We start from the raw sequence: 26,012 nt of genomic DNA on the forward strand, positions 1-26,012 counted from the left end.
CACCGCCACGGCAACCCGCTCTCGCAGCTCGGCCCGCAATCGCGCGGGGCCGCCCGGCAGCCGCGCCCACGGCACCTCGTCTCAGATCTTGGTATTTTGGATCAATGGTAGAACCATACCTCCGAGGGGATGGTCGGCCAAATCCCCCTCACGGGTCGGCTAGCCTGACAAGACGCATGAAGGGGGCGGAGCAGGCACACATGACAGGCACAGACGCAGCCGAGGCCGCGGCGGGCGGCTCGGACCGCGCCCGACAGCAGGCCAGTTTCAAGCCTGTCGCGACGTCGCGCGCTTCCGACGTGATCATCGGCCAGCTACGCGCCATGATCAGCAGCGGGCAGCTGCGACCTGGCGATCGACTGCCGTCCGAGCGGGCACTCGCCGAGCAATTTCAGGTCGGTCGCAATACCGTCCGCGAGGCACTGCGGATGCTGGAAGTCAACGGCGTCCTGGAGTTGAAGACCGGTTCGACGGGTGGCGCCTTCATCACTTCGGGTCGCACCGACCTCCTCGCGCGCAACCTGGCCGACATCATGGCGCTGGGAACCTTCACCGTCGCCGATCTCACCGAAGCGGCGCTCACGGTCGAGAGCTCAGTGATCAGGCTCGTCTGCGAGCGCGCCGGCGAAGACTTGTTCGACGCACTTGACGCGAAGCTCGCCGCCGCGGAGAGCCTTTCGGCCGCACGCGACCTCGACCTGCGCAGCCGCCTGCACATCGAATTCCACGAACTGCTGGCCGAAGCGTCCGGGAACCCGATTCTGATCATGCTCATGGGCTCCCTGGCCCAGCTCCGCTATGACCTGACCCTGTCCTTCGGCCCGATCGGCGACGACTTCATCCCACGAACCCTTTCGGAGATCGCGGCCCGCATCAGAGCGCGCGACGCAGAGAGCGCGATCGAGCTGCTCGCGACCTACATGGCGACTGTGTACCAGCACTGGACGCAGCAGGAATACACGGGAAGCGGCGGCCCTCCTCCCACCTGAGCCCGCCGCGAGCCGACGTCCGCAGCACGTCCACCACGCTCGCCGCGGCTGACCCGCCCCGGCCATGCGCAGACCGTGCGGCTCAGCTCCGGTACGACTCGGGGATGCGTGTCAGCTCGCCCGCCTCCCTCGCCGTCTCGAGGAAGCGAAGTGCGCCGGCCAGAATGCGTCGTTGTTGCGCGGTGTCGTGCGGCGCACCCAACGCGGCACCCATCGGGGTGTCGGTCGCCGCGATCCGGGGAGCGCCCAGTTGCGCGGCCACAGTGGGCAGTGACGCGATGATCACGGTCGGGATACCTGCCTGTTCGATCATCCGCTGCAGCACCACGGCAGAGCGGTGGCAACTGCCGCATGCTCCGATCAGCACGACCGCCTCGGCTCCGCACTCGATCAGCCGGCGCACGAGTTCCGGGCCGGTTCGGGTTTTCACGAGTTCGATTTCCGTTCCGCCGCCTTGCATCGCGAAGTGCGCCGGACTGACGCCGCCGACCACCCCGTCGGTGACGAGTTCGCGCAAACGGGCGAGCGGGAACAGGCAGTTGGGATCGGCGTTGACGTCGCTGTTGTCATAGCTGCCGGAGGCGAAGGTGAGTTCCTCGTCCGCAGCACCGGCATGAATTTCGCGCAGGGTGTAATCGGCGTAGGGACGGAAAGGTGTGTCGCCGACGGTATGCGCGCCGGCCGAGGACACCAGCGCCACAGCGGCCTGGCTCAGCGGCCGTGTCAGCGACGCAAGTGGTGTCGGGGCAGTCGCAGACACCGGCACTTCGCTACGGATGCCGGCGGTGAACGTCGGCCGGCCGTGGTACTCGGCGGCTGCCTTGTCGACGAGCCCTTGGTTGGCCCGCAACACCTCCTGGTCCCACGACTGCGGCGCGGGCTGGGTGTCCGCACCGAACAGCATCGTCTTGAGCATGGCGACGCAGCGACGGGCGTCGGCCTCGTCGGCCGTGTTCTCGCCGAGAACATCGCTCTCCTGGCCGCCGTCGGCCTTGTTCACCTCGACGAGCGAGTACATGTATTCGTTGCCCGCCACCATGCCGCGCGCCGCGGACCAGCAGACTCCCACGGTCGGCGTGCCGTACTTGGCGATTTCCTCGATCTCGGCCGCGAAGTCGATGTGGTTGTTGCCGAATCCTTCGGTGGCCACGACCGCACCATCCACCCCGGCCGCCGCGACCATCGCGCCCACTCGTCCGGCGACGAAGCGCTTGTCCGCTTCCTGTGCCGGGCTGCCCACCACGATCACGCCGGTCAGGTGTAGCTCGGAGTCACCGGCAAGGGCAGCGATCAGCGGGTCACGGTAGTAGTGCAGGGTGGTTTCCTTGCTGGATGGTCCGACACAGCACAGCGAGTGCAGCGCACCGTCGCGTACTTCGTTGACTCTCAGCTGCTGAGGCATGTTGCCGAGGTCGATAAGGGAGGCCGCGCCGCGCACGCCGCCCGGCTCGGCGGGGAAGATGAGGTTCTCGTGCATGGCGCCTTGTCCCATGACCAGCTTCACCAGCGCGATGCGCGGCCCGGCGCCCATCGGCTCTTCGAGCGTCCGCCGCTCGACGGTGGCAGTGGAGGGCGCTTCCCGCAATGCCTGTCGCAGCTTGTCGGCGACGACGTCGGCGGCGCGGTGCGCCGCGGCCGGTCCTTGGCGTTCCATCCGCCGTCCCGCCTCGATGGTCGCCGCGATCCGGATGATCCAATCGCCGGCGTCGGGCGTACCCGCGGCCGAGTCTGCCAGGCGGTCGGACAGCACCCCGGCCGAGTTGCCCGCTTCACCGAGTTGCACGCCGTCACCGTCCTTCCCTGTCACGACCAGCACGACCCCCTTCGCCAGCCGCGTCGAGCCGTGGCCGATGCCACCCTCGACCTTCACGGCCAGGGGTACGACGTCGAGGATCGTGTCCGTGAGCACATTTCGTGACGCGGGGGCGATGACATCGACGACCACCGAAGTCACGAGCGGGACGTCGAGGTCACCGGCGATGTCGCGAGCGACCCTCAAGGCGCCGCCCTGCCAGATCGTCATGTCGCCGAGCCCGACGGCGGTGACGGGCAGGACCTCCTGGACCAGAGAGGGCGGAGGCAGAACCTCGCAATCGCAGTGGACCGGCCTGCGTGCCGCGCCATCTGGCCCTACGGATTTCAGCTCGAGACTCGACCCCATCAGCGCGCCCTTATGTCAGTAGCAAAATCAGTTAAGCTCCTGACGGTACGGACGGGCGACGTCAGGAGTCAAGTGAACTTGAGTGCTTACGCAGGGAGGGCGGTACTCACCGCGGTGGACTTGATCAACACCGCGGACCCGGAAACCGGCCTCGAGGGTCTCGCGGACCCGGCCGCAGCAGCCGTCCTACTGGAACACCGCGGTTGGGTACTCGAAGCCCCACCCTCCGAAGACGAACTCGAACGGCTACGTGGTCTGCGCGAGACGCTCAGAAGCGCGTTCAGCGGCCAGGATGAACACGAGACCGTCTGGCGCCTCAACCGCACGCTGTTCGACCTGCGGGCGCTTCCACAGCTCACCGACCACGACGGCGGCTGGCATTGGCACTACGTCCGGCCCGGCGCCGGCATCGTCGACCGGGTGACCGCAACGGTCGCAGCAGCCCTGCTCTCCGTGGTCGCCGACGGCGGCGCCGAGCGCTTGCGGACGTGCTCGGCCGAGGGCTGCCGGAACGTATTCGCCGACCTCTCCCGCAACGGCTCACGACGCTTCTGCAGTTCCCGCGCCTGCGGCAACCGCACCCACGCCGCCGCGTACCGGGCCCGTCGGCGCAGCGAGGACGACGACGGGCTCGACTGAGCAGCGCAACCACTCCGCCATGACGACATCGAATCGGACCGCGGCGTGACCGGCCACAGCATCGCGCCCGGTCGCAGCAGCGGGACCGGGACCAGGCCGCCCCTGCGCAGCCTGGTCCCGGAATCCGGGCCGCCTAGGGCTACTGTGCGCGCAACGCCTCGAACAGCCGGGCGGGAGTGATCGGCAAGTCGCGGATCCGTGCTCCCACTGCGTCGTAGACAGCGTTCGCGACGGCCGCAGCGGTGCCGGTAGCCGACAGCTCTCCGATGCCTTTGGCCCCGAGCGGGCCCGCGTGCTCGTCGAACTCTTCAACGAATGCGACGTCGATGTCGGCCGGGATGTCGGCGTTGACCGGGAGCGCGACACCGGCCAGGTCCTGCGAGTGCCAGCGGCCGAGAGTGGGTTCGAACTCGCTCGCCTCCAGCGCCGCCATCCCCCAGCCCCAGATGATCCCGCCGATCATCTGGGACCGCGCGGTGCGCTCGTTGACGACCTTGCCGACGCTGTAGACACCGGTGGCCCGCCGGAGCCGGACCAGGCCGAGCTCCGGGTCGACACCCACCTCGGCGAACACCACGCCGAATGTGCGCATGGCCAGCTCGGACGGCCCCGCATCGGCCTGGGCGCCACCGGGCAGGGCGAACGATCCGCTGACGACCACGGGCTCCCCGTGCTCGGCGACGAGCTTGCCGAACGGGATGCGCTGCGCGCCGTGGCACAGACGACCCTCCTCACAGGTCGTCTCGCCCTCTGGCCAACCGGCGATCCGGGCCAGCTCGGCCTTGAGCTTGTGCGCGGCGTCGAGGACGGCGGCACCGACTCCGATGGTCGTGCCCGAACCGTAGGTGGGTCCGGTGAACGGCAAGGATGTGTCGCCGTGCCTGAGCCGGACCGCCTCGGCGGGCAGACCCAGCACGCTGGCCGCGACCTGCGGGAAGATCGTGCCCGGCCCTTGGCCGATATCGGTGAACCCGGCTTCGAGGGTCACCACGCCGTTGCGATCGGCACTCAGCCGCGCCTGCGACGGGAACCGGAACTGCCCCTGGGTCGCGTCGGCGACGCCGTACCCGATCCGCCACGGGCCATCCGTCTCTCCGCCGGCCGGGCGGTCACGCCATCCGAACCGGTGAGCGCCTTCTCCGTAGGCTTGCACGAGCTTCTTGGACGACCACGGCTTTCCCGTCGACGGCTCGGTGTCGGCGTGGTTGATGAGCCGCAGGTCCAGCGGGTCGATCCCGGCCGCTCGAGCCACCTCGTCCACCGCCGCGCCCAGTGCCCAGGTGCCGGGACCGTCGAGCGGGGACCGCATGAAGGTAGGCAGGTTGACGTTGCCCCGCCGGACTCGCTGCGTCGTGCTGATCGACGGGGTGGCGTACAGCCCCAGCGCGGTCGCGGTGGCGAACTCGACGTAGTCCTCGGTCACCGCGGTGCTGTTGACGGCATCGTGGTGAATCGCGGTGAACGCGCCGTTGCGGTGCGCGCCGACCCCGACGTCATGCCACATCGCCGGCTGGTAGCCGACCATCGAGTACATCTGCGCCCGGGTCAGGACGAGCTTGACCGGCTTTCCCACCACCTTCGCGACCATCGGAGCGAGGATCTCGTGCGGCCACACGAACGCCTTCGCCCCGAAGCCACCACCTGTGTGCGGGGACAGCACGCGGACCGCACCTTCCTCGAGCCCGAACGCGGCTTCGAGGGTGGATTGCACGGCGTAGACGTGCTGGGCGGAATCGATGAGCGTCAGCCGGTCGTCACCGTCCCAGCCGGCCACGACGGCGGAGGGCTCCATCGGGTTGTTGTGCCGGTCGGGCTGCGTATAGGTCGCGGTGACGTGCACGGGCGCCGACGCGGGATCGACCGGGTCGCCGACCACGTTGTCCAGCGGCATGAGCTGGGCGTATCCCTCGACGGTCTCCGCTTCCTGCACCGGTGCCAGCGCTGGAGCGACGAATGCCGCGTGCTCCACGTGGGCCACGACGAGGCCGGCGGCGTATTCTGCGGCTTCGAGGGTCTCCGCGACCACCACCGCTACGGCTTGCCCTTGATGAACGATCCGGTTGTCCTGCAGAGGCAGGAACCGCGTCGCCAGCGGCGGCACGGAAACTCCGTTCAGCCGCTCGTGCGGCTTCGGCAGGTCGCCCGGGCCGAGCACGGTCACCACTCCGGGAACCGCGCACGCTTGGGCGGTGTCCAGGCCGGTGACCGTGCCGGCAGGAACCGCGGCTCCGACGAGCACCGCGTGCAGCTGGCCCGGAAGCCGGTTGTCCGCTGTGTACTTCGCCGCGCCGGTCACCTTCAGCGGCCCGTCGAGCCGGCGGATACCTTCGCCGATCGTCGTCATGCCCTCACCGCCCCGTGCAGGGCCCGCGCCACCGCGTTGCGAGCCAGTTCGATCTTGTGTTCGTTGCCCGGCAGCGGGTTCGCGTCGCCGAACCCCGCCGCCACCGCATCCCAGGCCGACGCCGACCCGATCCGCTGACCGGCCAGCCGCTCCTCGGTGACCCGCAGCCGCCACGGCCGCATCGCCACGGAGCCGAGCGCGATCCGCGCCCGCCGCACCACGTCGCCATCCAGGTCGAGAGCTACCGCCACCGCGACCGAGGCGAACTCGTAGCTGGCACGCGGACGGACCTTCAGATAGGTCGATTTCACGGCCGCTCCCGTGACCTCGATGTCGACGATCACCTCGCCGGGGCGCAAGACGTTGTGCACCGCGGGGTTATCTCCGGGCAGCGTGTTCAGCTCGGTGGCGGGGATCCGGCGGCCACCATCGGTGTGCCGGGTCACGTACACCGCGTCGAGGGCCGCCAGCGCCGCCGCCGGGTCGGAGGGCTGCACGGCGACGCAGTCGTCGGTCCAGCCGAAGATGGCCTGGTTGTCGGTGATGCCGTGCCGTGCGGCGCAGCCCGAACCGGGAACGCGTTTGTTGCAGGGCGTCGGGGTTTCGGCGCGGAAGTACGGGCAGCGCGTGCGCTGGAGCGGATTGCCACCGATCGTGGCGAGGTTGCGCAGCTGCGCCGACGCCGCCAGGTGGATCGCCTGGCGCAGCACCGGGAACCGCTCGATCACCAGCGGGTGCGCGGCCAGGTCGTTCAGCGTGACCAGCGGTCCGATGTGGACGGTGTCGTCGGCGAGCGTCACCGAGTCGAGACCCGGAACGGCCTTGAGGTCGACGACGGTGGACGGTGTGCGGATGCCCATCCGCATCCAGTTGACCAGTTCGGTGCCCCCGGCGAGCAACGCGGCGTCTGCGCTCATGGTGCGGGCGACGGCGTCGCCCAGCGTCCGAGGACGCTCGTAGGTGAAGGGGATCACGACCGATCCTCCTCCGCGGCCTGCTGCACCGCGGCCGTGATCTGGGGGTACGCCGAGCACCGGCAGATGTTGCCGCTCATCCACTCGCGGATCTCCGCAGCGTCGGCGGTGTGCCCCTCGGCGATGCACGCAACCGCGGACATGATCTGCCCCGGTGTGCAGAACCCGCACTGGAACGCGTCCTGGTCGATGAACGCCTGCTGCACGGGGTGCAGCTTGCCGTCACGCGCCAGGCCTTCCACGGTGCTGACCTCGGCACCGTCGAGCTCGGCCAGCAGGATGAGGCAGCTGTTGACCCGCAGTCGGTCCACCAGCACCGTGCACGTGCCGCATTCGCCGCGGTTGCAGCCCTTTTTCGCCCCGGTGAGCCCGCGCTGCTCACGCAGGAAGTCGAGCAGGGTCGTGCGGGTGTCGTGCTGCAGCTCGACGGGCTCGCCGTTGACCTGCAAGCGCGTCCGCGCCTGCGGAATCGTGGTTGTTTCCATTGCCGTGCCACCTCCATGTCTTCGTCGTTCGATCCGCGTTCAGCTCTTGGCGGCTGCTGCGAGTCCCTCCAGCCATCCGTAGCGGAGGAAGTTTTCCCACTCCGGGTGGGCATCGCGCATCGTCACCGCGGTCGGGCCGCGGGCAGTGAGCTCACTCACGACGGTGGTGAAGCCGCTCGCTTCGGCGAAGGTCCACGCGTGATAGAAGTGCAGTCCCGGACCGAGCCCGGACCAGCCCAGCCGCACGCCGGGCAGCCACTCGGCGATCAAGCACTCGCACCAGCCCCCGAAGAGGCGGAAGCGAAAGGATCCCGGCACGCCGGTCGTGGACCCCGGCACGGTCTCGCTCACGCCCGGCACCCACGTCGGCCACCGGCCGACGTCGGCGAGCAGGCCGGACACCGACGCCGGGCCCGCGCGCACGACCACGACGGCTCGGATGTGGTAGTCGGCGCAGTCCGGCGTGAACCCGGCGGGCCAGTGCACCCCCGGCCCATCGTCTCGCCCACCGTGCATGACTTCCCCCGCTGACCGCTCGCGTCATCGGCCACCAGGCCGCTGTCAGTCAGCGTGCGAGAAGAAGCTCCGAAGGTCATCAGTCATGTGACTGACCGGGTCGACTGAGCCCGTCAGGAGCGGCCTCCCCCGCTTCCGGTCCGCTCGTCGAGCGCCGCGAGCGCGTCACGCAGTGCCGCCCGTGACGTGATGCCCAGCTTCGGGAAGATCTGGTAGAGGTGGGAGCCGACCGTTCGAGGCGAGACGAACAGCCGTTCGCCGATCTGTTTGTTGGTCAGCCCCGACGCGGCCAGCGCCGCGATCTCCCGTTGCTGGGGGGTGAGCAGGTCGTCGGGCGCCTCGCCCGGTGTGGCGGGCAGGGTCTCTCCTGCCGCTCGCAGCCCGGCGGCGGCCCGTTCGGCCCAGGGCGCCGCCCCCAGCCCGCGGAACGACGTCAAAGCCGACGACAGCGGTGCCCGCGCCTCGCCGGTGCGCCGGACCCTGCGCAGGTGCTCGCCGAACAGGAGCAGCACCCGCGCGTGGGCGAAGGGCCAGCGGGCCGCTTCCGGGTCCGCCAGCGCGGCCTCGAAGCAGCCTGCGGCGTCCTCCTCGGACGCCACCAACGCCTCGGCCGCCCGCGCCAAGAGGCGCAACCGGGGCGACAGCTCGGCCATGGCCGACTCCTTGATCGCCGCGACGTGCTCGTGGGCCTGCGCGGACCGGCCTGTGCGGACCGCGGACTCGACGAGGTCGAGGGCGTTCCACATGGCCACCGGTACGAACGGCGCGAGAGTGCCGGGCTGGGTGAGCAGACTCGACTGGCGGTAGGCCTCCTCGAAGTCGCCGCAGCTGAGCGCAGCCAGGGCCCGCGACTGCGTTGCCCACTGCGCGGCCCCCTGCGCGCCGCGAGGCCCCGCCCACTGCATGATCTGCTCACTCAACGCCCGGCTGGTGTCGGCGTGTCCGCGGACGCCGGCCAGCACCGCCTGGATGTAGCGGAAGTACCAGACGAAGAAGTTGTACTCCTGCTCCTGGCAGATCCCCAGCCCCTCCTCGGCGAGCGCATCGACCTCGTCCCACCGGCCCACCTGCAGGTACTCCACGCAAACGTGCATGATGGCGCCCAGGTGGCGGCGCGCAGGACTCTCCCCTCGACGGCCCTGCCTGATCACTCGCCAGGACGCTTCCCGCACCTCGGCGAGGCGGTCCGGGAAGACGGTGGCCGTGCCGGCGCGGATGATGCGCGTGGGGTCGGTTTCCTCCGGCAAGGTACGCAGCACCGCGTCGAGCCGTTCCAGGGCTTCCGCCCCGGTGCGCGCGGCGTCGCCGAACGTGCGCGAACACACCCACAACAGCTCCGGCACGACGTGGCCGAATTTCTCGATCGCCTCCAGCAGGGGCTCCCAGAGGTGCGCCCGGCCGCCGTACCAGCACAACAGCAGCAAGGTGTGCAGGGCCTCGGCGAGCGCGAACTCGTCGGTTGTCCCCTTTTCCTGGGCCTGCACCGCGCTGACCACGAGAGCGTGCGCGGTGTCGACGTCACCGTCGGTGTTGATCAGCAGGTGCGCGGTCGCGGCCGCGGCCAGCAGGGAGTCCCGCAGCCCGGGATCGGCCTCTCGCGCGCTGTCCAGCAACGCTGAAGCGTTCCGCAGTTCCCCGCCCGCGTCAGCGCCGATGTAGGCCGCCTCCGCCAGCCGCCGGCTCCGGTCCCGGGGATCCGGGCTCAACCGCGCCGAGCGGGTCAGTGCCGCGACCGCGCCGGTGGCGTCGCCCTTGGCGAGGTTGAGCTGGGCCGCCTCCTCCAAGAGCCGGGCGACGTGCTCGTCGGGCCCGGCTGCCGCCTCACCCAGGTGCCAGGCCCTGCGCTCCGGGTGGCGGGCGAGCACGTCGGCCAGGGCCCGGTGGGCCGTCCGGCGCTGGCCCGCCGTGGCCACGTCGACAACGGCCGAGGCCAGCAACGGGTGGGTGAAGGCCAGCCGTGAGGCGGCCATGTCGATCACGATGACGCGAGCCTGCTCGGCGGGTCCGAGGTCATCGACGAACGACGAGCGGCTTACGGCTCGCCCGATCACCGACAAGTCGCCCGTGCCGTCGAGCGCGGCCAGCAGCAACAGTTCACGGCAGGCGGCCGGCAGCTCGGCGACTCGCGCGGCGAACAGGTTCTTCAACCGGTCGGTCAACGGCAGGATCGCGGGCATCGAGGACCCGGCGTGCTGCTGAAACTGTGTGAGAAGGGCGGGCAGCTCGACCAGAGCCAGCGGGTTCCCGCGGCACTCCGACACGAGACGTCTGCGCACGGTGGCCGCCAGCTGGGGATGTGCGGTGCGCAGGAGGGCCAGTGCCGACGCTTCGGTTAGGGGGGCCAACGCGTATTCGGGGAGACCAGTGCGTTCGAAGTAGCTGTCCGTGTGCGTCCGGGCGGCGGCGAGGAACCCGATCCTGCTTCCGATGAGCCGGCGGGCGACGAACCCGAGCACCACCGCCGTCGACCGGTCGAGCCACGGCACGTCGTCCACCACGAGCAGCACCGGGGTCTCCGCCGCGACCTGCCGGAGGAGCAGCAGTGTTGCCGTCGAGACCAGCAACCGGTCGGGCGCCGGGCCTGCGCCGATCCCGATCGCCACACGCAGCGCCTCGCGGTGTGCCTCGTTGAGCGAATCAAGGTGCGTCAGCAACGGGACCAGCAACTGGTTGAGTCCCGAGTAGCTGATGTCGGCCTCGAACTGCGCACCGGTCACCCGGAGGACCAGGCAGCCGCGCTGACCGGCGTCGTGGGCCACGGCCTGCAGCAGGGCGGACTTGCCGATACCGGCTTCCCCCGTGACGACGAGCGCGCCCCCTTGGACCGAGGCTTCGGTGAAGAATCCGCGAACGAAGTCCAGCTCATCGTCCCGGCCGACCAAGCGCGAAGGCCGCGGCCCGGCAGGGGTGGAGGAGGTGTCCATTGAACGGCCTCTCGATGCGCGGGATCCTGTCGCGAATCCTGCCACACCCGCCCGAATCACCCGATGACGACGAAGCCGGTCACGCGTGATCTGTCAACTTCGGACAGTCCGCGCTAACGAGGAACCGCCCGTGCGAAGACCGTCACCGCCTCGGGTTTCCCCTGCTCCAGCAGCGGTTCCCGGCCGTGGACCGCTCTTCCGCCGACCGGAGCCGTGAAATCGCCACGAGTTCGGCAAGCTCTCCGGCAATTTCCCCGTTCCCCGAGATCACGGCCTCCGCAGTGGCCTTGGTCCGGTCGACCAGGTCGTCCAAGGCTTCGATGCGTCGGTGAACAGCACGTCGTTCCCCTGCGGTACGGGTGGTCACGAGGTCCAAGCGGCGCAGACGGCGCGCCAGGACGGCGACGGCTTCACCGGCCGGGCCGTTGCGCGCGCGGGCTTCCCGTACCTCGGCGACAGCCGCGAGCACCGCGGTCACGGCGCGCACCCGTTGCCGCACCGCCCAGCGCGCTGTCACCAACCGGCCGGCGACGATCGCAGCGAGGCAGCCGAGGACGGTTTCCACCATCCGGTCGCCGGTGAGCACCCACGGCGCGAGCGTCGGTGGCGCGGCCAGGGCCACGAGCAGCAGTGCTGTCGGAGTCACGGAGATCATCGCGAGGGCGTAGTTGCGCGCGACGACGCTTTCGGTCGTGAACGCCGACAGAGCGAGCACGACCGCCAGCACCAGGTGCGCGGGGTGCAGGGCCAGCACAGCACCCGCGATCAGACAACCCACGAGCGTGCCCGCCCCGCGCAACAGTGCGCGCTCGCGCACGGTGGATTCGTGGTTACCGGTGGTCAGAACCGCGGCTGCGGTGGCCATGGCCCAATACGCGTGCTCGAACCCGGTCAGCAACGCCAGGCTCCCGCCTGCGGCAATCCCGATCGCAGTACGGAAGGCCGGCCAGAGAGGCACTGGCCCGCGCAACCGCACGGCGACACGTCGCGCCGGGGCGAATGGTCCGTGGCGCAGATCCCGCAGCGCGGCGGTCGACCAGACCAGCACGGTCGCCGACGCTCCGACCGCAGTGATCACGGCTGCAGGCGGCAGCGGGTTCTGGGAAGGCAGCCCGGTAGCGACCGCCCCCGCCAGGACCGGCATGGCGATGCCGGGCGGACGCGCCTCGAACCACGCGCACGCCGCGGTGACGACCGCGGCCCAGACCGCGACCACCGGCACAGCCAGCCAGGGTCGCCCTTGGGCGACGCTGCCGACCAGGAACCCCCCAGCCAGCCCGAGCGTCGCGGCTCCCACGGCAAGGGCGTCCCGGGCCGGGCGGCCAGGTCTGCCGTAGAGCGCGGCCAGCGCACCCAGCGAGCCGAGTGCACCCCACGCCGGGCGAAGCAGCCCGGCCTCGACCAGGAGCAAAGGGGCCAGCGTGCACACGGCGGCGACGGTGGCCGTGCGGTACCGCGGCGGTGACGGCCGCAGCCGGATCAGCGCAGCCACGGCGGGCCAGGCCCGGCTGCGGCCGTGCGGGGTGAGGGGCATGGGAGGTGCTCCTGCCTCGGTCTGGGGGACGGGGAACAGCCGGGTCCGCGGTGCCGCCGCGGACCCGGCCGGGATGATCACACCGGGTACGGGCTGTGCCGGTCGCTGACGGTCACCCAGCGGGTTTCGGTGAAGAACTCCGCACCCCATTCGCTGCCGAAGTGCCCGTAGCCGCTGTTCTTGACCCCGCCCACCGGTGCCTGCGGCTCGTCCGCGACGGAGTGGTCGTTGACGTGGACCGCGCCGTGGCGCAGTCCACGTGCCACCGCGAGACCGCGAGACGCGTTCTCAGTGAACACGGCGCTGGACAGCCCGTATTCGGTGTCGTTGGCCAGCGCCACCGCCTCGTCCACCGTGTCGACGCGGAAGATCGTCGCGACCGGGCCGAACACCTCCTCGTGGTAGATGCGCATGTCCGGCGTGACCTTGTCGAGCACGGTGGCCGGGTAGAACGCGCCGTCGGCCGGTCCGCCGCCCACCAGTACCTCGGCGCCCTTGGCGACGGCGTCGGCGACGAGCCCCGCCACCCGCTCGGCTGCCCGGGCGTTGATCAGCGGGCCGACCAGGGTGTCCGGCCGTGCCGGATCGCCCTGGCCGAGCGCAGCCACCTTCGCGAGGAACGCCTCGATGAACGCGTCGGCGATGCCGTTCTGCACGATCACCCGGTCCACGCACATGCAGATCTGGCCGGAGTTCATGAATTTCGCGACGGTGACGCCCGCGGCGGCGTAGCCCGGGTCGGCATCGTCGAGCACGAGGATGGGGTTCTTGCCGCCCAGTTCCAGGATGATCGGTTTGAGGTGCTCCCCCGCCAGCCGGCCCAGCACCCGCCCCACCGGCGTGGAACCGGTGAAGTTGACCCGGCGCACCCGTTCGTCGGACACCAGGGCTTCCACCACCTCTGGAGCGTCGGCTCGGTCGTTGGTGACCACGTTGACGACTCCGTCGGGCACGCCCGCGGCGGCGAGGACGTCGGCGAGGAAGTAGCCGCTGGTGACCGGGGCGTCCTCGCTCGGCCGGATCACCACCGGGTTCCCGGTCGCGAGCGCGACGGCGACCGCGCGGGCGCACAGGATCAGCGGGCCGTTCCACGGGACGAAGGCCGCCACCACTCCGGCCGGCGCGCGCACCGCCATCGACCACTCGCCGGGCACGTCCGTGGCCAGCAGCTCGCCGACGGGTCGGGTGGCCATGGTCGCCGCCTGCCGCAGCAGTTCCGCGGACATCCGGACGTTGAACGCCGCCCAGGTCACCGTGCCCGCGGTTTCCCCGATCATGATCCGGGTGAATTCTTCGGTCCGCTCCTCGAGGATGGCGGCGGCCTTCTCCAGGATCGACCGACGGAGCGACGGTGCGGTCGCGGCCCAGCCGGGGAACGCGGCGTGGGCCGCGGCCACCGCCCGGTCCACATCGTCGGTCCCGGCGGCCGGCACGGTGAGGTAGACCTCGCCGGTGACCGGGTTGAGGTTGTCGGTGGTGCGGCCGGAGGCGGCCGGAAGATCGGCGCCGCCGATGAGCAGGTGCCGGGTGCGGGGTTCGGCTGTCACAGTCATCTCGTTCTCCTGGGTTCTGGTTGTGGTGTCAGTGGGGGTGCAGGACGTCGTCGAGGCCGACACGGGCGAGGAATTCGCTGCGGATGCGGTCGGCGACGTCGCTGACCTCTTGTGCGCCGTCACCGGCGGGGTCGACGTGGACGCGGAACGGGCGCGTGCCGTGCGGAGTGGCGACGACCTCGACGACGGCGTCGGCGACCAGGCTTGCGTCGGCGTCCGGCGGGGCCAGGGCGGCTAGGCGCTTGCTGACCTGTTCGACCAGCCCCGGATAGCGCTCTTCGTAGGCCTGGACGGTCTTCTCGTCGGCGGGGTGGCCGCCGGTCGCGAAGTGGTTGGTGCCGGTGGTGAACGATCCGGGCACGACGATGGTGGTCTCGATGTCGAACCGGGCCAGTTCCGCGGCGTAGCTGACCGCGAGGGAGTCCATGGCGGCCTTGGCTGCGAAGTACGGGGCCAGATACGGCGGGGTGCCACCGCGGGTGCTGGTCGAGCCGATCCACAGCAGCAGCGCGTCACCGTGCTCGCGCATCCGGGGCAGCGCCGCCCGGTTGACCCGCTGCGTGCCGAGGACGTTGGTGTCGTAGACCGCCGCGATCTCCTCGGGGGTGAACGCCTCGGTCGGGCCGGTGACCATGTGCCCGGCGTTGTGCATCAGCACGTCGAGCCGGCCCACCTGGTCGTACACGTGCGCCAGCGCGGCGTCGGCGGAATCCTGGGACAGCACGTCGAGTTCGACGGTGCGCAGGTCGACGCTGTTTTCTTCGGCCCACCGGCCGGCTTCGCCCACCCGGCCGGCGTTGCGTCCTCGGGTATCGCGCATCGCCGCGTAGACGGTGTGTCCGGCGCGAGCCAGTGCGCGGGCGCTCAGGGCGCCGAAGCCTGATCCGGCGCCGGTGATGAGGATGGTTTTGGGCATGGGGGTGCTCCTTGTCGTGGATGTGAAAAGGGCTCAGGGGAAGGCGATGACCGAGCGGCCGGCGCTGCGGCCGGACCCCATGGCGGCGAGTGTTTCGGGAGCCTGGTCGAGGCGGATCGGCGTGACGTCGGGCAGGATGCCGTGCAGCGCCGAGAAGGCGAGGGTGTCGCGCAGGTCGTGCGGCGACCCTGACGGTGAAGCCATCACGCGCAGCCGGTTGAGCACCATCGGCTGGATGGGCAGTTCCAGCGGCTCGGCGCCGTAACCGCAGAAGACGAGTGTTCCGTCGGGGGCGAGCCCGCCCAGCGTCGCAGCTCCCGCCGTGGTGGACGGGGCGGCGTTCAACACGACGTTCGCGCCGCCGTCCCACTGCTGCAACGCGGCTGCCGGGTCCTCGTCGGCCGAGGCGACGAACAGTTCGGCCCCCAGCGATTTCGCGGCGTCCTCTCCGCTGCGGGAGCGCCCGACAACGGCGACGCGCGCTCCCATGGCGACGGCGTAGCGGACGGCGAGCGCGCCGATGCCTCCGAGGCCGACGACGGCCACTCGTGCACCGGCGGTGACTCCGCCCTGGCGCAGCCCGTTGAAGGCGGTCAGGCCGGCGCACATCAGGGGTGCGGCGGCGAGGGGGTCCATCCCTGCCGGTAGCGCGGTGACAAATCCGGCCTTGAGCAGGACGTAGTCGGCGTATCCGCCGTCGACGACCACGCCGGTGATCCGCTTGGTGGCGCACAGGATCGGCTCGCCGCGCACGCAGTAACCGCAGTGTCCGCAGGCGTCGTAGAGGAACTGCCCGCCCACCGTGGTGCCGGGTGCGGGGGAGGTCACGCCAGGCCCGACGGCTTCCACGATTCCGGTGATCTCGTGGCCGGGAACGACGGGAAAGCGGGCGAACGGGTAGTGGCCGCGTACCAGGTTCAGGTCGGAAAAGCAGACCCCGCACCCGAGAACGCGGACGAGTACTTCCCCGAAGCCCGGCTCGGGAAGTTCACGTTCTACGAGCCGCAAGGGCTCGTGAACGGTGCTGGCGAGTGCTGCGCGCATGGACGACCTCGGATTCTCCGGTTCCGTCGGCGTCCGACTTGTCTCGTCCGCCGCTGACCGGAATGACACTGGTCGCTCCCGGGGCCGTCGCGCATGCGTCACATGACGCGTCCCCGCGGCGGTCTTCGGTGCCGGAGCACCCTTTCAGCAGCTTTAGCGCCACGAAGAGGACCGCGACACGACACGCCTTGAACACGAACAGCAGTGACATCGCTACTTTATGCAAGACTCCAGCTTCCCCCCGAACCGGACTCACGTCGCTGGTCATGTTCACAGAGTGCCCATTTAACTACTCCTTGTCACATCGTCGGCCGGGTATCAGTCACATGACTGATGCTTGACCCAGATACTGCGTGGTTGGGTCACCGCATGCTTCAGTCGTTCCTCGCGGCTGCTGCCCGGGAACTCCAACTGGCGTTCACAGCAGGGCTCCGGCCCGCTTCACGGTCCGGATCAGCGGCGCCGTCTCCACGTCACGCACCACCGGCAGCGCTCCGATCCGCTCGATCAGGTACCGGTAGAAGTCAGGACCGTCCCGGCACACGACGGCGGCGAGGATGTTGGTGACACCGGTCGTGGCGGCGCAGAACGCGACCTCCGGGTGCGCGGCGATCGCGGCGCCGATCCCAGCCAGCTCCGAGGGAGGTACCGACGCCCACAGCCGGGCCTCGGCGCGGAAGCCCAGCGCCTTCTCGTCGATGTCGGCGTCGAAGAACAGCACTCCCGCCGCTCGCAGCGCTTCGATGCGCCGGGCCACGGTGGACTCCGACCACCCCGTCTCCCCCGCCAGCGTCGGGTACGAGGCACGCCCGTCAACCGACAAGGCGTGCAGCAGCGGACGGTCCTCCTCGGTCAGCGTGACCGGATCCCCGCCGTGCGGAACCCCGGCGCGCAGCTGGGCGACCTGGTCCTCACCGAGCACGTGCAAACCGCGGAAACCGCCACCGCTGCCGCCGAAGGTGTGCAGCACGTTGTGCGCGCTGACCGAGACCACGGGCGTCGTGCGCTGCAGACGTTCGAGCAGCAGGTCGTCGCGCTCGTCCGGCGACCACGAGTGCAGGCTCGCCGTGATCTCCGTGCCGCCGGAGACCAGGTGCACCCACTGCGTGTCGTCCCGGCGGGCCAGAGCGAGAGCGACTTCGGAGGCGGTCCCGGGGCGGCATCGGACGCGGATGACCCAGCTCGTGCCGCCGACGCCGACCGGGTCGATCGCGCCGACGAGCCGGACGAGCCCGGTTTGCCGGAGCCGGGCATACCGGCGGGCGACGGTACGGCCGGAGACGCCGAGCGCTTCGCCGATCCGGGCGAACGGCGCGCGGCCGTCGACGATCAGGGCGTGCAGCAGGCCCCAGTCGACATCATCGAGCTGGGCACGTGTCTCTGGCACCGCACTACCCTCCGACCGTGACGCTTCCCGTCTCAGAACCCCAGTTTATGTCTATTCCTTGCAAAACACGCTGCATTGAGGCCGAACACCTCGGGACGAGGATCAAAGTTGTCGGTATGAACTCTCGTTGGTGGCCGTTGGCGGCCATCTGCCTCGGAACCTTCATGCTGTTGCTGGACGTCACGATCGTGACGGTGGCGCTGCCGGAGATGGCCGCCGACCTGCACGCCTCGTTCACCGACCTGCAATGGGTGCTGGACGTGTACGCCCTGGTCCTCGCAGCGTTGCTGCTGGGCTCAGGATCGGTCGCCGACATCGTCGGACGACGGCGGGCCTATGTGGCCGGCCTGGTGCTGTTCGCCCTGGGTTCGCTGGCCTGCGGGCTCGCCCCGTCCGCGGCGGTGCTGATCACCGCCCGCGGGCTGCAGGGTGTCGGCGGGGCGCTGATGTTCGCGACGACGACCGCGATGCTCAACGCGACCTACGCCGGACGTGAGCGCGGTGTCGCCTTCGGGATCTGGGGCGCGGTCAGCGGCGCGGCGTCGGCGCTGGGCCCGCTCGCCGGCGGCCTGCTGACCCAGCACGTCGGCTGGCGGTGGATCTTCCTGGTCAACTTGCCCATCGCCGTGGTGACGATCATCGTGACGCTGGCGGCGTGCGCCGAGACCCGGCGGCCGGGCGTACGCCTGGACGTACCGGGCGTGCTGGCGTTCACCGTGTTCGCGGGCGCCCTGACCTACGGCCTGATCCAGGGCGGCGACCGGGGCTGGGCGGCGCCCGGTACGTGGGGGTTCCTGGCGGTCGCGGCGGTGGCGCTCGCCGGGTTCCTGGTGATCGAGCGGCACGCCAAGTTCCCCTCACTGGACCTGCGGCTGTTCCGGTCGGGCTCGTTCACCGCGACGATCACCGCGGGACTGCTGCTGATGGCCTCGGCGTTCTCGATCCTGGCGTTCACCTCAGTGTGGCTGCAGGGCGTGCTCGGGCTGTCGCCGATCACCGCGGGCCTGGTGCTGCTGCCGATGGCCGGCTGCGGGTTCCTGGTCTCGGCTTTGGCCGGCCGGGCGGTGCAGGGCATCTCCCCCCGCTGGACGGCCGGGGGCGGGATGCTGCTGATCGGCGTCGGCGGCTGGCTGCAGATGCTGGTCGGGCCGAGCTCCGGAGCGAGTGCGCTGCTGCCGGGTCTCGCGGTGGCGGGGTTCGGGATCGGCCTGGCGATCCCCACGCTGACCGCCGCGGCGATGTCGGCGGCACCCGCGGAGCTCGGCGGTATGGTCGCCGGCGCGGTGAACACCGCCCGGCAGCTCGGCTACGCCCTGGGCGTCGCGGTCCTGGGCCTGGTGTTCCGCACCACGGTCGCGCAGCACGCCCATGACCCGGGGCTCGTCGGTGCCGCCGCTGCGGGGCAGGCCCCGCACACCGAAGAGGCTGCCGCGGCGATCGTGGCCGGACTCGACACCGGCTATCTGCTCGCGGGCGCCGTCGGTGTCCTGGGCGCGCTGCTCGTCTTATGGCTGGTGCGTCCTGAGCCCAGCATCAGCTCCACCCCGCCGGCGTCGACCACATCCGGCCGTGGACTGACCGCCATGTCGAACTGACCGAGCGGACGTCCGCTCGGCGAAACAGAGGAGAGAAAAACCATGACCGACAACTCTTCGTGGGGCGATCCGCACCAGTGGGCGCGGATGCAGGTCGAGCAGATCCTCGAGAGCGGCACCACCGACGGCATCGGCGGCATCGATGGCTTGCCGATCGTGCTGCTCACCATGCGCGGCGCGAAGTCCGGCAAGGTGCGCCGCACGCCCGTCATGCGCGTGGAACACGACGGCCGTTACGCCGTCGTCGCATCCAAGAGCGGCGCTGAAGGGCATCCCGACTGGTACCACAACATCAAGGCCCACCCCGAAATCCAGCTCCAGGACGGCGCCGAGACCCACACCTTCCTCGCCCGCGAGCTCGAGGGCGCCGAACGGGCGGAGTGGTGGGGCTACGCCGTCTCGGCGTTCCCCCAGTACGCCGAGTACCAGGAAAAGACCAGCCGCACGATTCCCGTGCTCGTGCTGGAACCCCAGTAACACAACCGCACCACAGAACCATCCGCGCAACCCGAAAGCGAACACCCGATGCGTATCGACATGCACGCCCACTACTTCCCCACCCGCTACCTCGACAAGCTGGACAGCTACGGCAGCGACTTCACCCCCATCGCCCGCGGCCTCGGCGCCGGCGACGCACCGGGCGAGATCGACAACCGCCTCGCGCTGATGGACGCCGCCGGAGTCGACATGCAGCTGCTGTCGGCGACCCCGCAGCTGCCAACCTTCGATGACGCCGCCCACGCGATCGACGCCGCCCGGCTCGCCAACGACCTCTACGCGGAACTGATCGCGCGCTACCCGGGTCGCTTCGCCGGGCTGGCCACGACACCGCTTCCGCACGGCGAAGCCGCCGCCGAAGAACTGGCCCGCGCCATGGACGACCTCGGGCTCCTCGGCGCCTCGATCGGCACCGAAGTCGCCCACCGCACCCTGGGCGACCCGTCGTTCGAACCGCTCTGGGCGGAACTCGACCGCCGCAACGCGATCCTCTACATCCACGCCTCCGGCCAGGACGCCGCGTCGCCGCTGATCGCGGACCACGGCCTGCGCTGGGTGGTCGGCGCACCGTTCGAGGACACCATCGGCCTGCTGCACTTCATGACCGCCGGAGTCGTGAAGCGCCACCCCGGCATCAAGGTCCTCGTCGCCCATCTGGGTGGCCCGTTGCCCTTCCTCGCCCAGCGGATCGACGACAACCGGCCGTACTGGCAGCAAGGATTCCCGGAGCTGCCGTCGGAGGCCTGGAAGAAGATGTGGTGGGACGCCGCCAACTTCCACGGCCCGGCCCTGCGGTGCGCCGTGGACACCTTCGGCGCCGACCGGATCGTCCTGGGCTCCGACTTCCCCTACATCCAGGGCGAGATGTACTTGCGAGCCCGCACCTACATCGAAGACGCCGGCCTGCCGACCGAGCAGGTCGAGGACATCCTGGAGCACAACGCCAGCGCCCTTCTGGGGCTCTGACCGAGTCGCGAAGTCACCCCTGCGAACACAGCACAAATCATCCACCCAGCGGCGAACGACCCAGCCTCCACCAGGATCCGAAAATGCATGAAGATGAATGGGGTTCAGCAAAGCTGGACCTGGATGCGTACCTGTCCCGAATCAATCACCCGGTAGCCGAGCCCACCCTGCAGTCGCTGCAGCGCGCGCACGTCCTGAGCATGCCGTGGAACAACCTGGACATGGTCCTGCGCCGCCCAGTGCAACTGGACATCGAATCCATCCAGGAAAAGCTGCTGATCCAGCGCCGGGGAGGAACGTGTTCAGAGCACACGATCCTGTTCGCCGCGGCGCTGACCCGGCTGGGATTCCCGGTCACCGGAATGTCGGGGCGCGTGCAACTCGGCTCGGCCTCGATCCGCCCTGCCACCCACGGCCTTCTGCGGGTGGCCGCGGAAGACCGTGTCTGGATCTGCGATGTCGGCTTCGGCGGCAGCCCGCCGGAACCGATCGAATTGGTGGACGGCGCTGATTCCGTGCAGGACGACTGGCACTATCGCGTGACGCGAGAGCAGGACCACTGGGCCCTGCACTCCCGTCGCTCGGGTGAGTGGGTGATCGTGTACACGTTCACCGAGGATCGCCGCTACCCGGTGGACTACGTGCTCACGTACCACTATGTCTCAACGCACCCACGGTCCCCTCTCAGCAGCCGTCTGTTCGCGCAGCGGGTATCGGGGCGAACACACCGGATGCTCGACAACGGTCAGCTGACGACCACGTACCCGGAACGATCCCCCGACGTCCGGCAGCTCGCCCCCGCGGAGGTGGTCGAGGTCCTCGCGGACGTGTTCGAAGCCCCGATCCCACCGGCCGACGTCGCAGCCGTACTGGCGACCGTAGGTCATCCACACGCATAGCAGTGCGCGCCGCTGCATGCCGGATCACGTGGGCGAGAACTCAAGCGACGCAAACCGGTTGATCCGCGCCATCGACCTCCTGCCCCGACCTGGGCATCGTCTCGCAAGTCCCGACGCCCGCCGTGAGCCGGGCCAGGACAGCGACGTGCCCCAGCTGATCCGGTTGCGCTGCTTGGCGGTGATCACGAGGCAGCCTCGCCCACTGGGCGAGGCTGCCGTCGGAGCTGTCGTGCGGTGGCTGAGACATCAACCAGCCCCATGCAGCTTTATCCTGCCAGCTTGGCCGCGACGTTGTAGGCCTCCACCAGCAGCCGGGCCCCCGGCACGCGCCGCCGCGGCTCGACCCGGACCGTGCGGCTTTCTCCCGGCAGCAGCCAGAAGTAGTTGTCGCCGTACTGGGTCGGCAGCACGCGGTCCGTGCCGTTGCGTTCCCGCAGCGACAGGCGGATCATCGCCGCCACCGTGCGGCCGTCGTTGCGGACCGTGGCCGTGTACGCGTCGCCGTCCGGGCGCAGGGATGTCGTCAGGCGCGCGCCCGGGAGCTGGTTGAGGGCCCGCATCGCGCTGTCGCTGCGGTAGCGCCAGTACGTGTTCTCCGACAGCACCGTGCCGCGGCCATCGGTCAGGGTCAGCCGCAGCAGATGCAGGTCCGGCAGCCCGACGCCGAACGGCACCGTGAAAGCCGCCGCTCCCGAAACCGGGGCCACGTCGAGCTTCTGCTGCTGGACCGCCCCGAGGCTCGCGCCGTCCAGGCCGTACAACCGCGCAGAGGCCGTCACCCCGCTCAACGCCGACGGGGTGTGGTTGACCACCCGCACCTGCCACGTCGTCAGGTCGGCCTGCACGTGGTGGTGCTCGCAGCCCTTGCGCGCGCCGTAGTAACTGCCGTTGACGTCGAGGTCGTAGTCGTAGGTCTGCCACACCGTGCTGTGCCACGCCGGGTGCGACATCCACAGCAGCACCCCGGTGGCGTCGTTCCACAGCTTCGCGTTCCACGCCTCGAAGATCGCGCGCATGCTCTCGTAGTTGACGAACTGCGCCTTGCGGCAGAACTCCGCCAGGCTCGTCGAGGGCGCCAGCCGCGCGTCGATCGCCGCCAGGTAGCTCTGCGGCGACTGGTTGCCGTTCGTCGACCAGTCGTGCAGGAACCACGGCGCGCCGATCGGCCAGCCCAGGTCGCCCGGGCCCACCAGGTTGCGCATGCTCTCCACGACCGACACGGTCGGCAGCCCGATCTCGCTCCAGAACCCGGCCTTGCCGCCGGTCGCCTCGCCCGTGAAGTACTGCTTCGGGTCGAGCCAGCGGTAGGGACCGTCGCCGGTGATCACGCCACCCGCCGAGTTGCTCTGGTACAGCAAGTCGGTGTGGCCGGTGACGATCTCACGCAACGCCTGGTCGATCACGCCCGGCGGCGAGCCCTCGTTGCAGCCGAACCACACGGTCGCGCAGGCGTGGTGGCGGTAGCGCAGCACCGTGTCCTTCGCCTGCGCCAGGAAGATGTCGTGGTTGGCCGGGTCGTAGGACCAGCCGTCCCAGAACTCGTTCCACAGCAGGATGCCGTACTTGTCGCAGGCGTCGAACAGCTCCTGCCGGTACGAAGACCCGACCCAGTTGCGGATCAGCGTGAAGTTCATGTCGCGGTGCATCGCGACAACCGCGTCGGTCCGCTCGGCCGTCATCCGGCGCAGCAGCTCGTCCCAGCCCCAGCTGCCGCCGCGGGCGAAGATCTTCACGCCGTTGACGAGGAACGTCAGCGGCTTCGGCGTATTGTCCACCGCCAAGGCGTCGGTCCAGTTCTCCCCGTCCTGAGAGACCTGGACGCGGAACGTCAGCGCGTACGAATACTCCCAGCGGAACACGATCCGGTCGAACGTGGTCGCCGCGCCGAGGTCCACCTGCAGCCACTGGTTGTCCGAGTACGCCGAGCCCCAGCGGGTGGTCGCGTCGCCGTCCACTGCCTTGTCCGGGGTCAGGACGCCGCCGTCCTCCGTCGTCGACGCGGTGGCCGGCTTGCGCAGGGCGAGGTCCGTTCCCGGGTCCTCGCTGTCCAGCACCGACATCGTGTAGATCGAGAACCCCCAGCCGGCGGACCGCTTGTCGAGCGCGATCCGGACGTAGCGGGCTTGCTGCGGCGCCAGGTCGACGGTCTGGTCCGCGGCACTGTCGACGATGTGGATGGGCAGGTCGTATTGGTAGTCGATCTTGCGGAAGCCCACCCGGGTCATCCGCTTGTCGCTGAGCGACGCCCCGACGGCCGCGGTCAGCGTGAGGTCGCGCAGATTCGCGTCGCCGTAGCCGTTGGGCCACCACAGCTTCGGGTTCTTCAGCCGCAGCTGCGGGAACGCCGAGGGCGCGAACACCACGTCGGCGCTCGCGCCGGCGGCGACGGTCACCGTGGTGCTCACCGCGACGTCGTCGAAGGCGGCGGTGACCTTGACGCGCTGCGCGGTCGCGGCCGCGTTGCGCACCGGCACGGTGATCGTGACCTCGGCGGTGCTCGTGTCCGGGAGGTTCGGCAGCTTGGTGTCGACCCGGACGTCGCCGAGCACGGCGGCACCGGTGGAACGCAGCCGAACGTGATCCCAAATACCCGACGCGCGGTCGCGCACCGCGGGCATCCAGTCCCAGCCGGACACCGCGAGGTAGGTCGGCGAGTTCTTGAACATCGTCGCGTCGGCGTCGACGAACGCCTGTCCGGCCGGCCCCTTGTCGCCGGGGGTGCCCGGCAGCGGCATCGGCGAGATCTTCACCGCGAGTGCCTGGTCCCCGGACCGGCGCAGCGCCGCCGTGACGTCGAACTGCGCCCGGCCGAACGGGTGGCTGTGGGTGCCGAGCTCCGCGCCGTTGAGCCAGACCTCGGCCTCGTGGTTGACGCCGTCGAACTCCAGCCACACGTACCGGCCCGCCGAGGTGTCCAGGCCACGCGGGAGCGAGAACGCCCGCCGGTACCACCAGGCGTGCCGGGACAGGGCCTCCGGGATGTGCAGGTTGTTCATCCCGGACACCGGGTCGGGCAGCTGACCCTGCTCGACCAGCGACGCCAGCACCGTGCCGGGCACGGTCGCGGGGAGCCAGCCCCGGGTGTCGACGTTGCCACCGGAGAGCGTCCGGCCGTCGCCGGCAGGCGCCCAGTCGTCCATGGTGAGGACCCAGCCCGACTCGAGCGGCACGGTGCCGTCGGACCCGACGGTCAGGGCGGGCGGGTTCTCGTGGGGGCGCACCGGGAAGCTGGTCCAGCCGCGGACCGCAGGCCGATGGTCCCGGCTCGTGCCGAACACCTGGAATCCGTTGAGGCCCAGCGGGTTGGTCGTCGATCGGCTCGACGCGGTGAACCGGACCCAGCGGGCGGAGACCGACAGCGGAATGGTCACCACGCCACCGGCGCCGGAGTCGGAGTGGTGGACGGTGCGCCAGGCCTTGCCATCGGCGGAGACGTCGAGGTCGAACGCCGTCGCGTAGCTGGAAAGCACCTCAGCACCGGTCGTGTTGCTGCGCGAGCCGGCGGCATCGAAGGCCGGGTCGCCGGGCTTCGCCTCGAACGTCAGCACCACCGAGTCGATCTTGCACTGGCCCTGCAGGTCCACGACGATCCACTGACCGTCGCCCGGCGCGGCGCGCCAGCCGGAGCCGCGAACGCCGACCTGGGCGAGGCCATCGACGGCGAACTCCGCTGGGGTGGCGGCGTAGTCGGTCGAAGAGACCTGCACCGGCCGGAACAGCGCCAGATCGGCCCTGGTGTCCCGGCCCTCAGCCGTCGCGTCCGCCGCCGAAGCCACGCCCGGCATGACGGCGGCCAGGCCGAACCCGGCCAGCAAGCCGGTCCCGGTGGTCAGCAGGTGACGCCTGGACAGGGCGGCAGCCTTTGCGGGCTCGGCGTCCCCGCTGATGCCGAACTCGTCCGCCATGTGCACTCCGTTCTCCGGGCGGCCAGCCGACGAGGGGCGTGAGCACCCTCGGCTGACAACGTTGCCAACGCAGCTTTGACGCTGCCCGGCGAGGCCGTCAAGAAGACAAGGCAGACAAAATTAGGAATTATCGGCTTCGGCTGTGCTGGACGGGGTCACCCGGCAGCAGCCTGCGCCCGGTCCCACGCGTTCAGCACGATCAACGTCTTGGTCCCGGCCACGATCCCGGTGCCGCGGATGGCGTTCACGACCTTCTGCAGGTGGTCGACGTTGCGGACGCGGAAGCGCACGAGCCCGTCGGGGTCGCCTGCGATCGTGAAGTACTGCCGGACCTCCGGCACCCTCCGCGCGATCTCCTCGAGCTCGCGGATATCCGTTCCGCTGGTCAAGCGGACTTCGGTGAAGGCGTCGAGTTCTCCGGTTTCCCCGTCGTTGACGATCGCGACGTAACCCTCGATCACACCATCGTTCTCCAGCCGCTCGATCCGCCTGGCGACAGGCGCGGCCGAAAGCCCGACCCGGCGCGCGATCTCGCTCACGGGCATGCGGGCGTTCGTCCGCAGCAGGTTCAGGATCTCCCGGTCGATGTCGTCCATCACGTCACACTCTCTACGCTCAAATCAATCACAATCCGCAATATTCTAGCGTCTAACACCCTTCCCTGAGTCTGGAGTGCGTGAATC

19 protein-coding genes are annotated in these 26,012 nt (G+C 70.1%); 6 read left to right on the top strand and 13 right to left on the bottom strand.

Annotation, left to right across the window (positions count from 1 at the left end; genetic code table 11):
* Positions 1–176: 176 nt before the first annotated feature.
* Positions 177–989, top strand: coding sequence for a FadR/GntR family transcriptional regulator (locus ACH54P_RS16845; RefSeq protein WP_489913754.1), 813 nt, complete (start codon positions 177–179; stop codon positions 987–989).
* An 82-nt stretch (positions 990–1,071) separates the two neighbouring features.
* On the opposite strand, the gene ACH54P_RS16850 is transcribed toward ACH54P_RS16845, so the two are convergent.
* Positions 1,072–3,150, bottom strand: a complete 2,079-nt coding sequence (locus ACH54P_RS16850; protein ID WP_489913756.1) for a glycine/betaine/sarcosine/D-proline family reductase selenoprotein B — start codon at positions 3,148–3,150, stop codon at positions 1,072–1,074.
* A gap of 120 nt (positions 3,151–3,270) precedes the next feature.
* On the opposite strand from ACH54P_RS16850, the gene ACH54P_RS16855 reads away from it, so the two are divergent.
* Entirely contained in the window at positions 3,271–3,789 is a 519-nt protein-coding gene (locus ACH54P_RS16855; protein WP_489913758.1) for a CGNR zinc finger domain-containing protein, read from the top strand.
* A 139-nt stretch (positions 3,790–3,928) separates the two neighbouring features.
* On the opposite strand, the gene ACH54P_RS16860 is transcribed toward ACH54P_RS16855, so the two are convergent.
* From ACH54P_RS16860 to ACH54P_RS16905, 10 genes are all read right to left on the bottom strand, one after another.
* Positions 3,929–6,133 carry a xanthine dehydrogenase family protein molybdopterin-binding subunit gene (locus ACH54P_RS16860; RefSeq protein WP_489913760.1) on the bottom strand — a complete coding sequence of 735 codons (2,205 nt, stop codon included), beginning with the start codon at positions 6,131–6,133 and terminating at the stop codon, positions 3,929–3,931.
* The gene (locus ACH54P_RS16865) at positions 6,130–7,107 is read right to left on the bottom strand and encodes an FAD binding domain-containing protein (protein WP_489913762.1); all 978 of its coding nucleotides are present in this window, start codon (positions 7,105–7,107) and stop codon (positions 6,130–6,132) included. Before ACH54P_RS16865 ends, ACH54P_RS16860 begins: the two co-directional genes overlap by 4 nt.
* The gene (locus ACH54P_RS16870) at positions 7,104–7,592 is read right to left on the bottom strand and encodes a (2Fe-2S)-binding protein (RefSeq protein WP_489913764.1); all 489 of its coding nucleotides are present in this window, start codon (positions 7,590–7,592) and stop codon (positions 7,104–7,106) included. Before ACH54P_RS16870 ends, ACH54P_RS16865 begins: the two co-directional genes overlap by 4 nt.
* A gap of 39 nt (positions 7,593–7,631) precedes the next feature.
* Positions 7,632–8,078: an SRPBCC family protein gene (locus ACH54P_RS16875; protein WP_489913766.1), complete on the bottom strand. Its 447-nt coding sequence runs from the start codon at positions 8,076–8,078 to the stop codon at positions 7,632–7,634.
* A 143-nt stretch (positions 8,079–8,221) separates the two neighbouring features.
* The gene (locus ACH54P_RS16880; RefSeq protein ID WP_489913768.1) at positions 8,222–11,077 is read right to left on the bottom strand and encodes a helix-turn-helix transcriptional regulator; all 2,856 of its coding nucleotides are present in this window, start codon (positions 11,075–11,077) and stop codon (positions 8,222–8,224) included.
* Positions 11,078–11,174: 97 nt separating this feature from the next.
* Positions 11,175–12,566, bottom strand: a complete 1,392-nt coding sequence (locus tag ACH54P_RS16885; protein ID WP_489913770.1) for an FUSC family protein — start codon at positions 12,564–12,566, stop codon at positions 11,175–11,177.
* 77 nt (positions 12,567–12,643) lie between these two features.
* Positions 12,644–14,119, bottom strand: coding sequence for an aldehyde dehydrogenase family protein (locus ACH54P_RS16890; protein ID WP_489913772.1), 1,476 nt, complete (start codon positions 14,117–14,119; stop codon positions 12,644–12,646).
* A 28-nt stretch (positions 14,120–14,147) separates the two neighbouring features.
* Complete coding sequence (locus ACH54P_RS16895) at positions 14,148–15,035, bottom strand: SDR family NAD(P)-dependent oxidoreductase (RefSeq protein ID WP_489913774.1); 888 nt, start codon at positions 15,033–15,035, stop codon at positions 14,148–14,150.
* Between the two features lie 33 nt (positions 15,036–15,068).
* Positions 15,069–16,079: an alcohol dehydrogenase catalytic domain-containing protein gene (locus ACH54P_RS16900; protein WP_489913776.1), complete on the bottom strand. Its 1,011-nt coding sequence runs from the start codon at positions 16,077–16,079 to the stop codon at positions 15,069–15,071.
* A 418-nt stretch (positions 16,080–16,497) separates the two neighbouring features.
* Complete coding sequence (locus ACH54P_RS16905; RefSeq protein ID WP_489913778.1) at positions 16,498–17,466, bottom strand: Lrp/AsnC family transcriptional regulator; 969 nt, start codon at positions 17,464–17,466, stop codon at positions 16,498–16,500.
* Positions 17,467–17,582: 116 nt separating this feature from the next.
* Between ACH54P_RS16905 and ACH54P_RS16910 the strand changes: the two genes are divergently transcribed.
* The 4 genes from ACH54P_RS16910 (at position 17,583) to ACH54P_RS16925 (ending at position 21,424) form a co-directional block, all read left to right on the top strand.
* Positions 17,583–19,061, top strand: a complete 1,479-nt coding sequence (locus ACH54P_RS16910) for an MFS transporter (protein ID WP_489913780.1) — start codon at positions 17,583–17,585, stop codon at positions 19,059–19,061.
* A 42-nt stretch (positions 19,062–19,103) separates the two neighbouring features.
* Positions 19,104–19,538, top strand: coding sequence for a nitroreductase family deazaflavin-dependent oxidoreductase (locus tag ACH54P_RS16915; RefSeq protein ID WP_489913782.1), 435 nt, complete (start codon positions 19,104–19,106; stop codon positions 19,536–19,538).
* 48 nt (positions 19,539–19,586) lie between these two features.
* Entirely contained in the window at positions 19,587–20,525 is a 939-nt protein-coding gene (locus tag ACH54P_RS16920) for an amidohydrolase family protein (RefSeq protein ID WP_489913784.1), read from the top strand.
* An 83-nt stretch (positions 20,526–20,608) separates the two neighbouring features.
* Positions 20,609–21,424, top strand: coding sequence for an arylamine N-acetyltransferase family protein (locus ACH54P_RS16925; RefSeq protein WP_489913786.1), 816 nt, complete (start codon positions 20,609–20,611; stop codon positions 21,422–21,424).
* Between the two features lie 266 nt (positions 21,425–21,690).
* Here ACH54P_RS16925 and ACH54P_RS16930 read toward each other — a convergent pair whose 3' ends face one another.
* The gene (locus ACH54P_RS16930) at positions 21,691–25,329 is read right to left on the bottom strand and encodes a discoidin domain-containing protein (RefSeq protein WP_489913788.1); all 3,639 of its coding nucleotides are present in this window, start codon (positions 25,327–25,329) and stop codon (positions 21,691–21,693) included.
* A gap of 155 nt (positions 25,330–25,484) precedes the next feature.
* On the bottom strand, positions 25,485–25,925 hold the full coding sequence (locus ACH54P_RS16935) for an Lrp/AsnC family transcriptional regulator (RefSeq protein ID WP_489913790.1): 441 nt from the start codon (positions 25,923–25,925) through the stop codon (positions 25,485–25,487).
* Positions 25,926–26,012 lie beyond the last annotated feature (87 nt).

The sequence above is a fragment of the Amycolatopsis sp. N2S4-7 genome, from assembly GCF_058119595.1.

Bases quoted from the DNA above. Each gene is read 5' to 3' on its own strand.
- ACH54P_RS16845 (WP_489913754.1), top strand. From the start codon at position 177: ATGAAGGGGGCGGAGCAGGCACACATGACAGGCACAGACGCAGCCGAG.
- ACH54P_RS16850 (WP_489913756.1), bottom strand. From the start codon at position 3,150: ATGGGGTCGAGTCTCGAGCTGAAATCCGTAGGGCCAGATGGCGCGGCA.
- ACH54P_RS16860 (WP_489913760.1), bottom strand. From the start codon at position 6,133: ATGACGACGATCGGCGAAGGTATCCGCCGGCTCGACGGGCCGCTGAAG.
- ACH54P_RS16870 (WP_489913764.1), bottom strand. From the start codon at position 7,592: ATGGAAACAACCACGATTCCGCAGGCGCGGACGCGCTTGCAGGTCAAC.
- ACH54P_RS16885 (WP_489913770.1), bottom strand. From the start codon at position 12,566: ATGCCCCTCACCCCGCACGGCCGCAGCCGGGCCTGGCCCGCCGTGGCT.
- ACH54P_RS16890 (WP_489913772.1), bottom strand. From the start codon at position 14,119: ATGACTGTGACAGCCGAACCCCGCACCCGGCACCTGCTCATCGGCGGC.
- ACH54P_RS16895 (WP_489913774.1), bottom strand. From the start codon at position 15,035: ATGCCCAAAACCATCCTCATCACCGGCGCCGGATCAGGCTTCGGCGCC.
- ACH54P_RS16900 (WP_489913776.1), bottom strand. From the start codon at position 16,079: ATGCGCGCAGCACTCGCCAGCACCGTTCACGAGCCCTTGCGGCTCGTA.
- ACH54P_RS16910 (WP_489913780.1), top strand. From the start codon at position 17,583: ATGAACTCTCGTTGGTGGCCGTTGGCGGCCATCTGCCTCGGAACCTTC.
- ACH54P_RS16915 (WP_489913782.1), top strand. From the start codon at position 19,104: ATGACCGACAACTCTTCGTGGGGCGATCCGCACCAGTGGGCGCGGATG.
- ACH54P_RS16920 (WP_489913784.1), top strand. From the start codon at position 19,587: ATGCGTATCGACATGCACGCCCACTACTTCCCCACCCGCTACCTCGAC.
- ACH54P_RS16925 (WP_489913786.1), top strand. From the start codon at position 20,609: ATGCATGAAGATGAATGGGGTTCAGCAAAGCTGGACCTGGATGCGTAC.
- ACH54P_RS16930 (WP_489913788.1), bottom strand. From the start codon at position 25,329: ATGGCGGACGAGTTCGGCATCAGCGGGGACGCCGAGCCCGCAAAGGCT.
- ACH54P_RS16935 (WP_489913790.1), bottom strand. From the start codon at position 25,925: ATGGACGACATCGACCGGGAGATCCTGAACCTGCTGCGGACGAACGCC.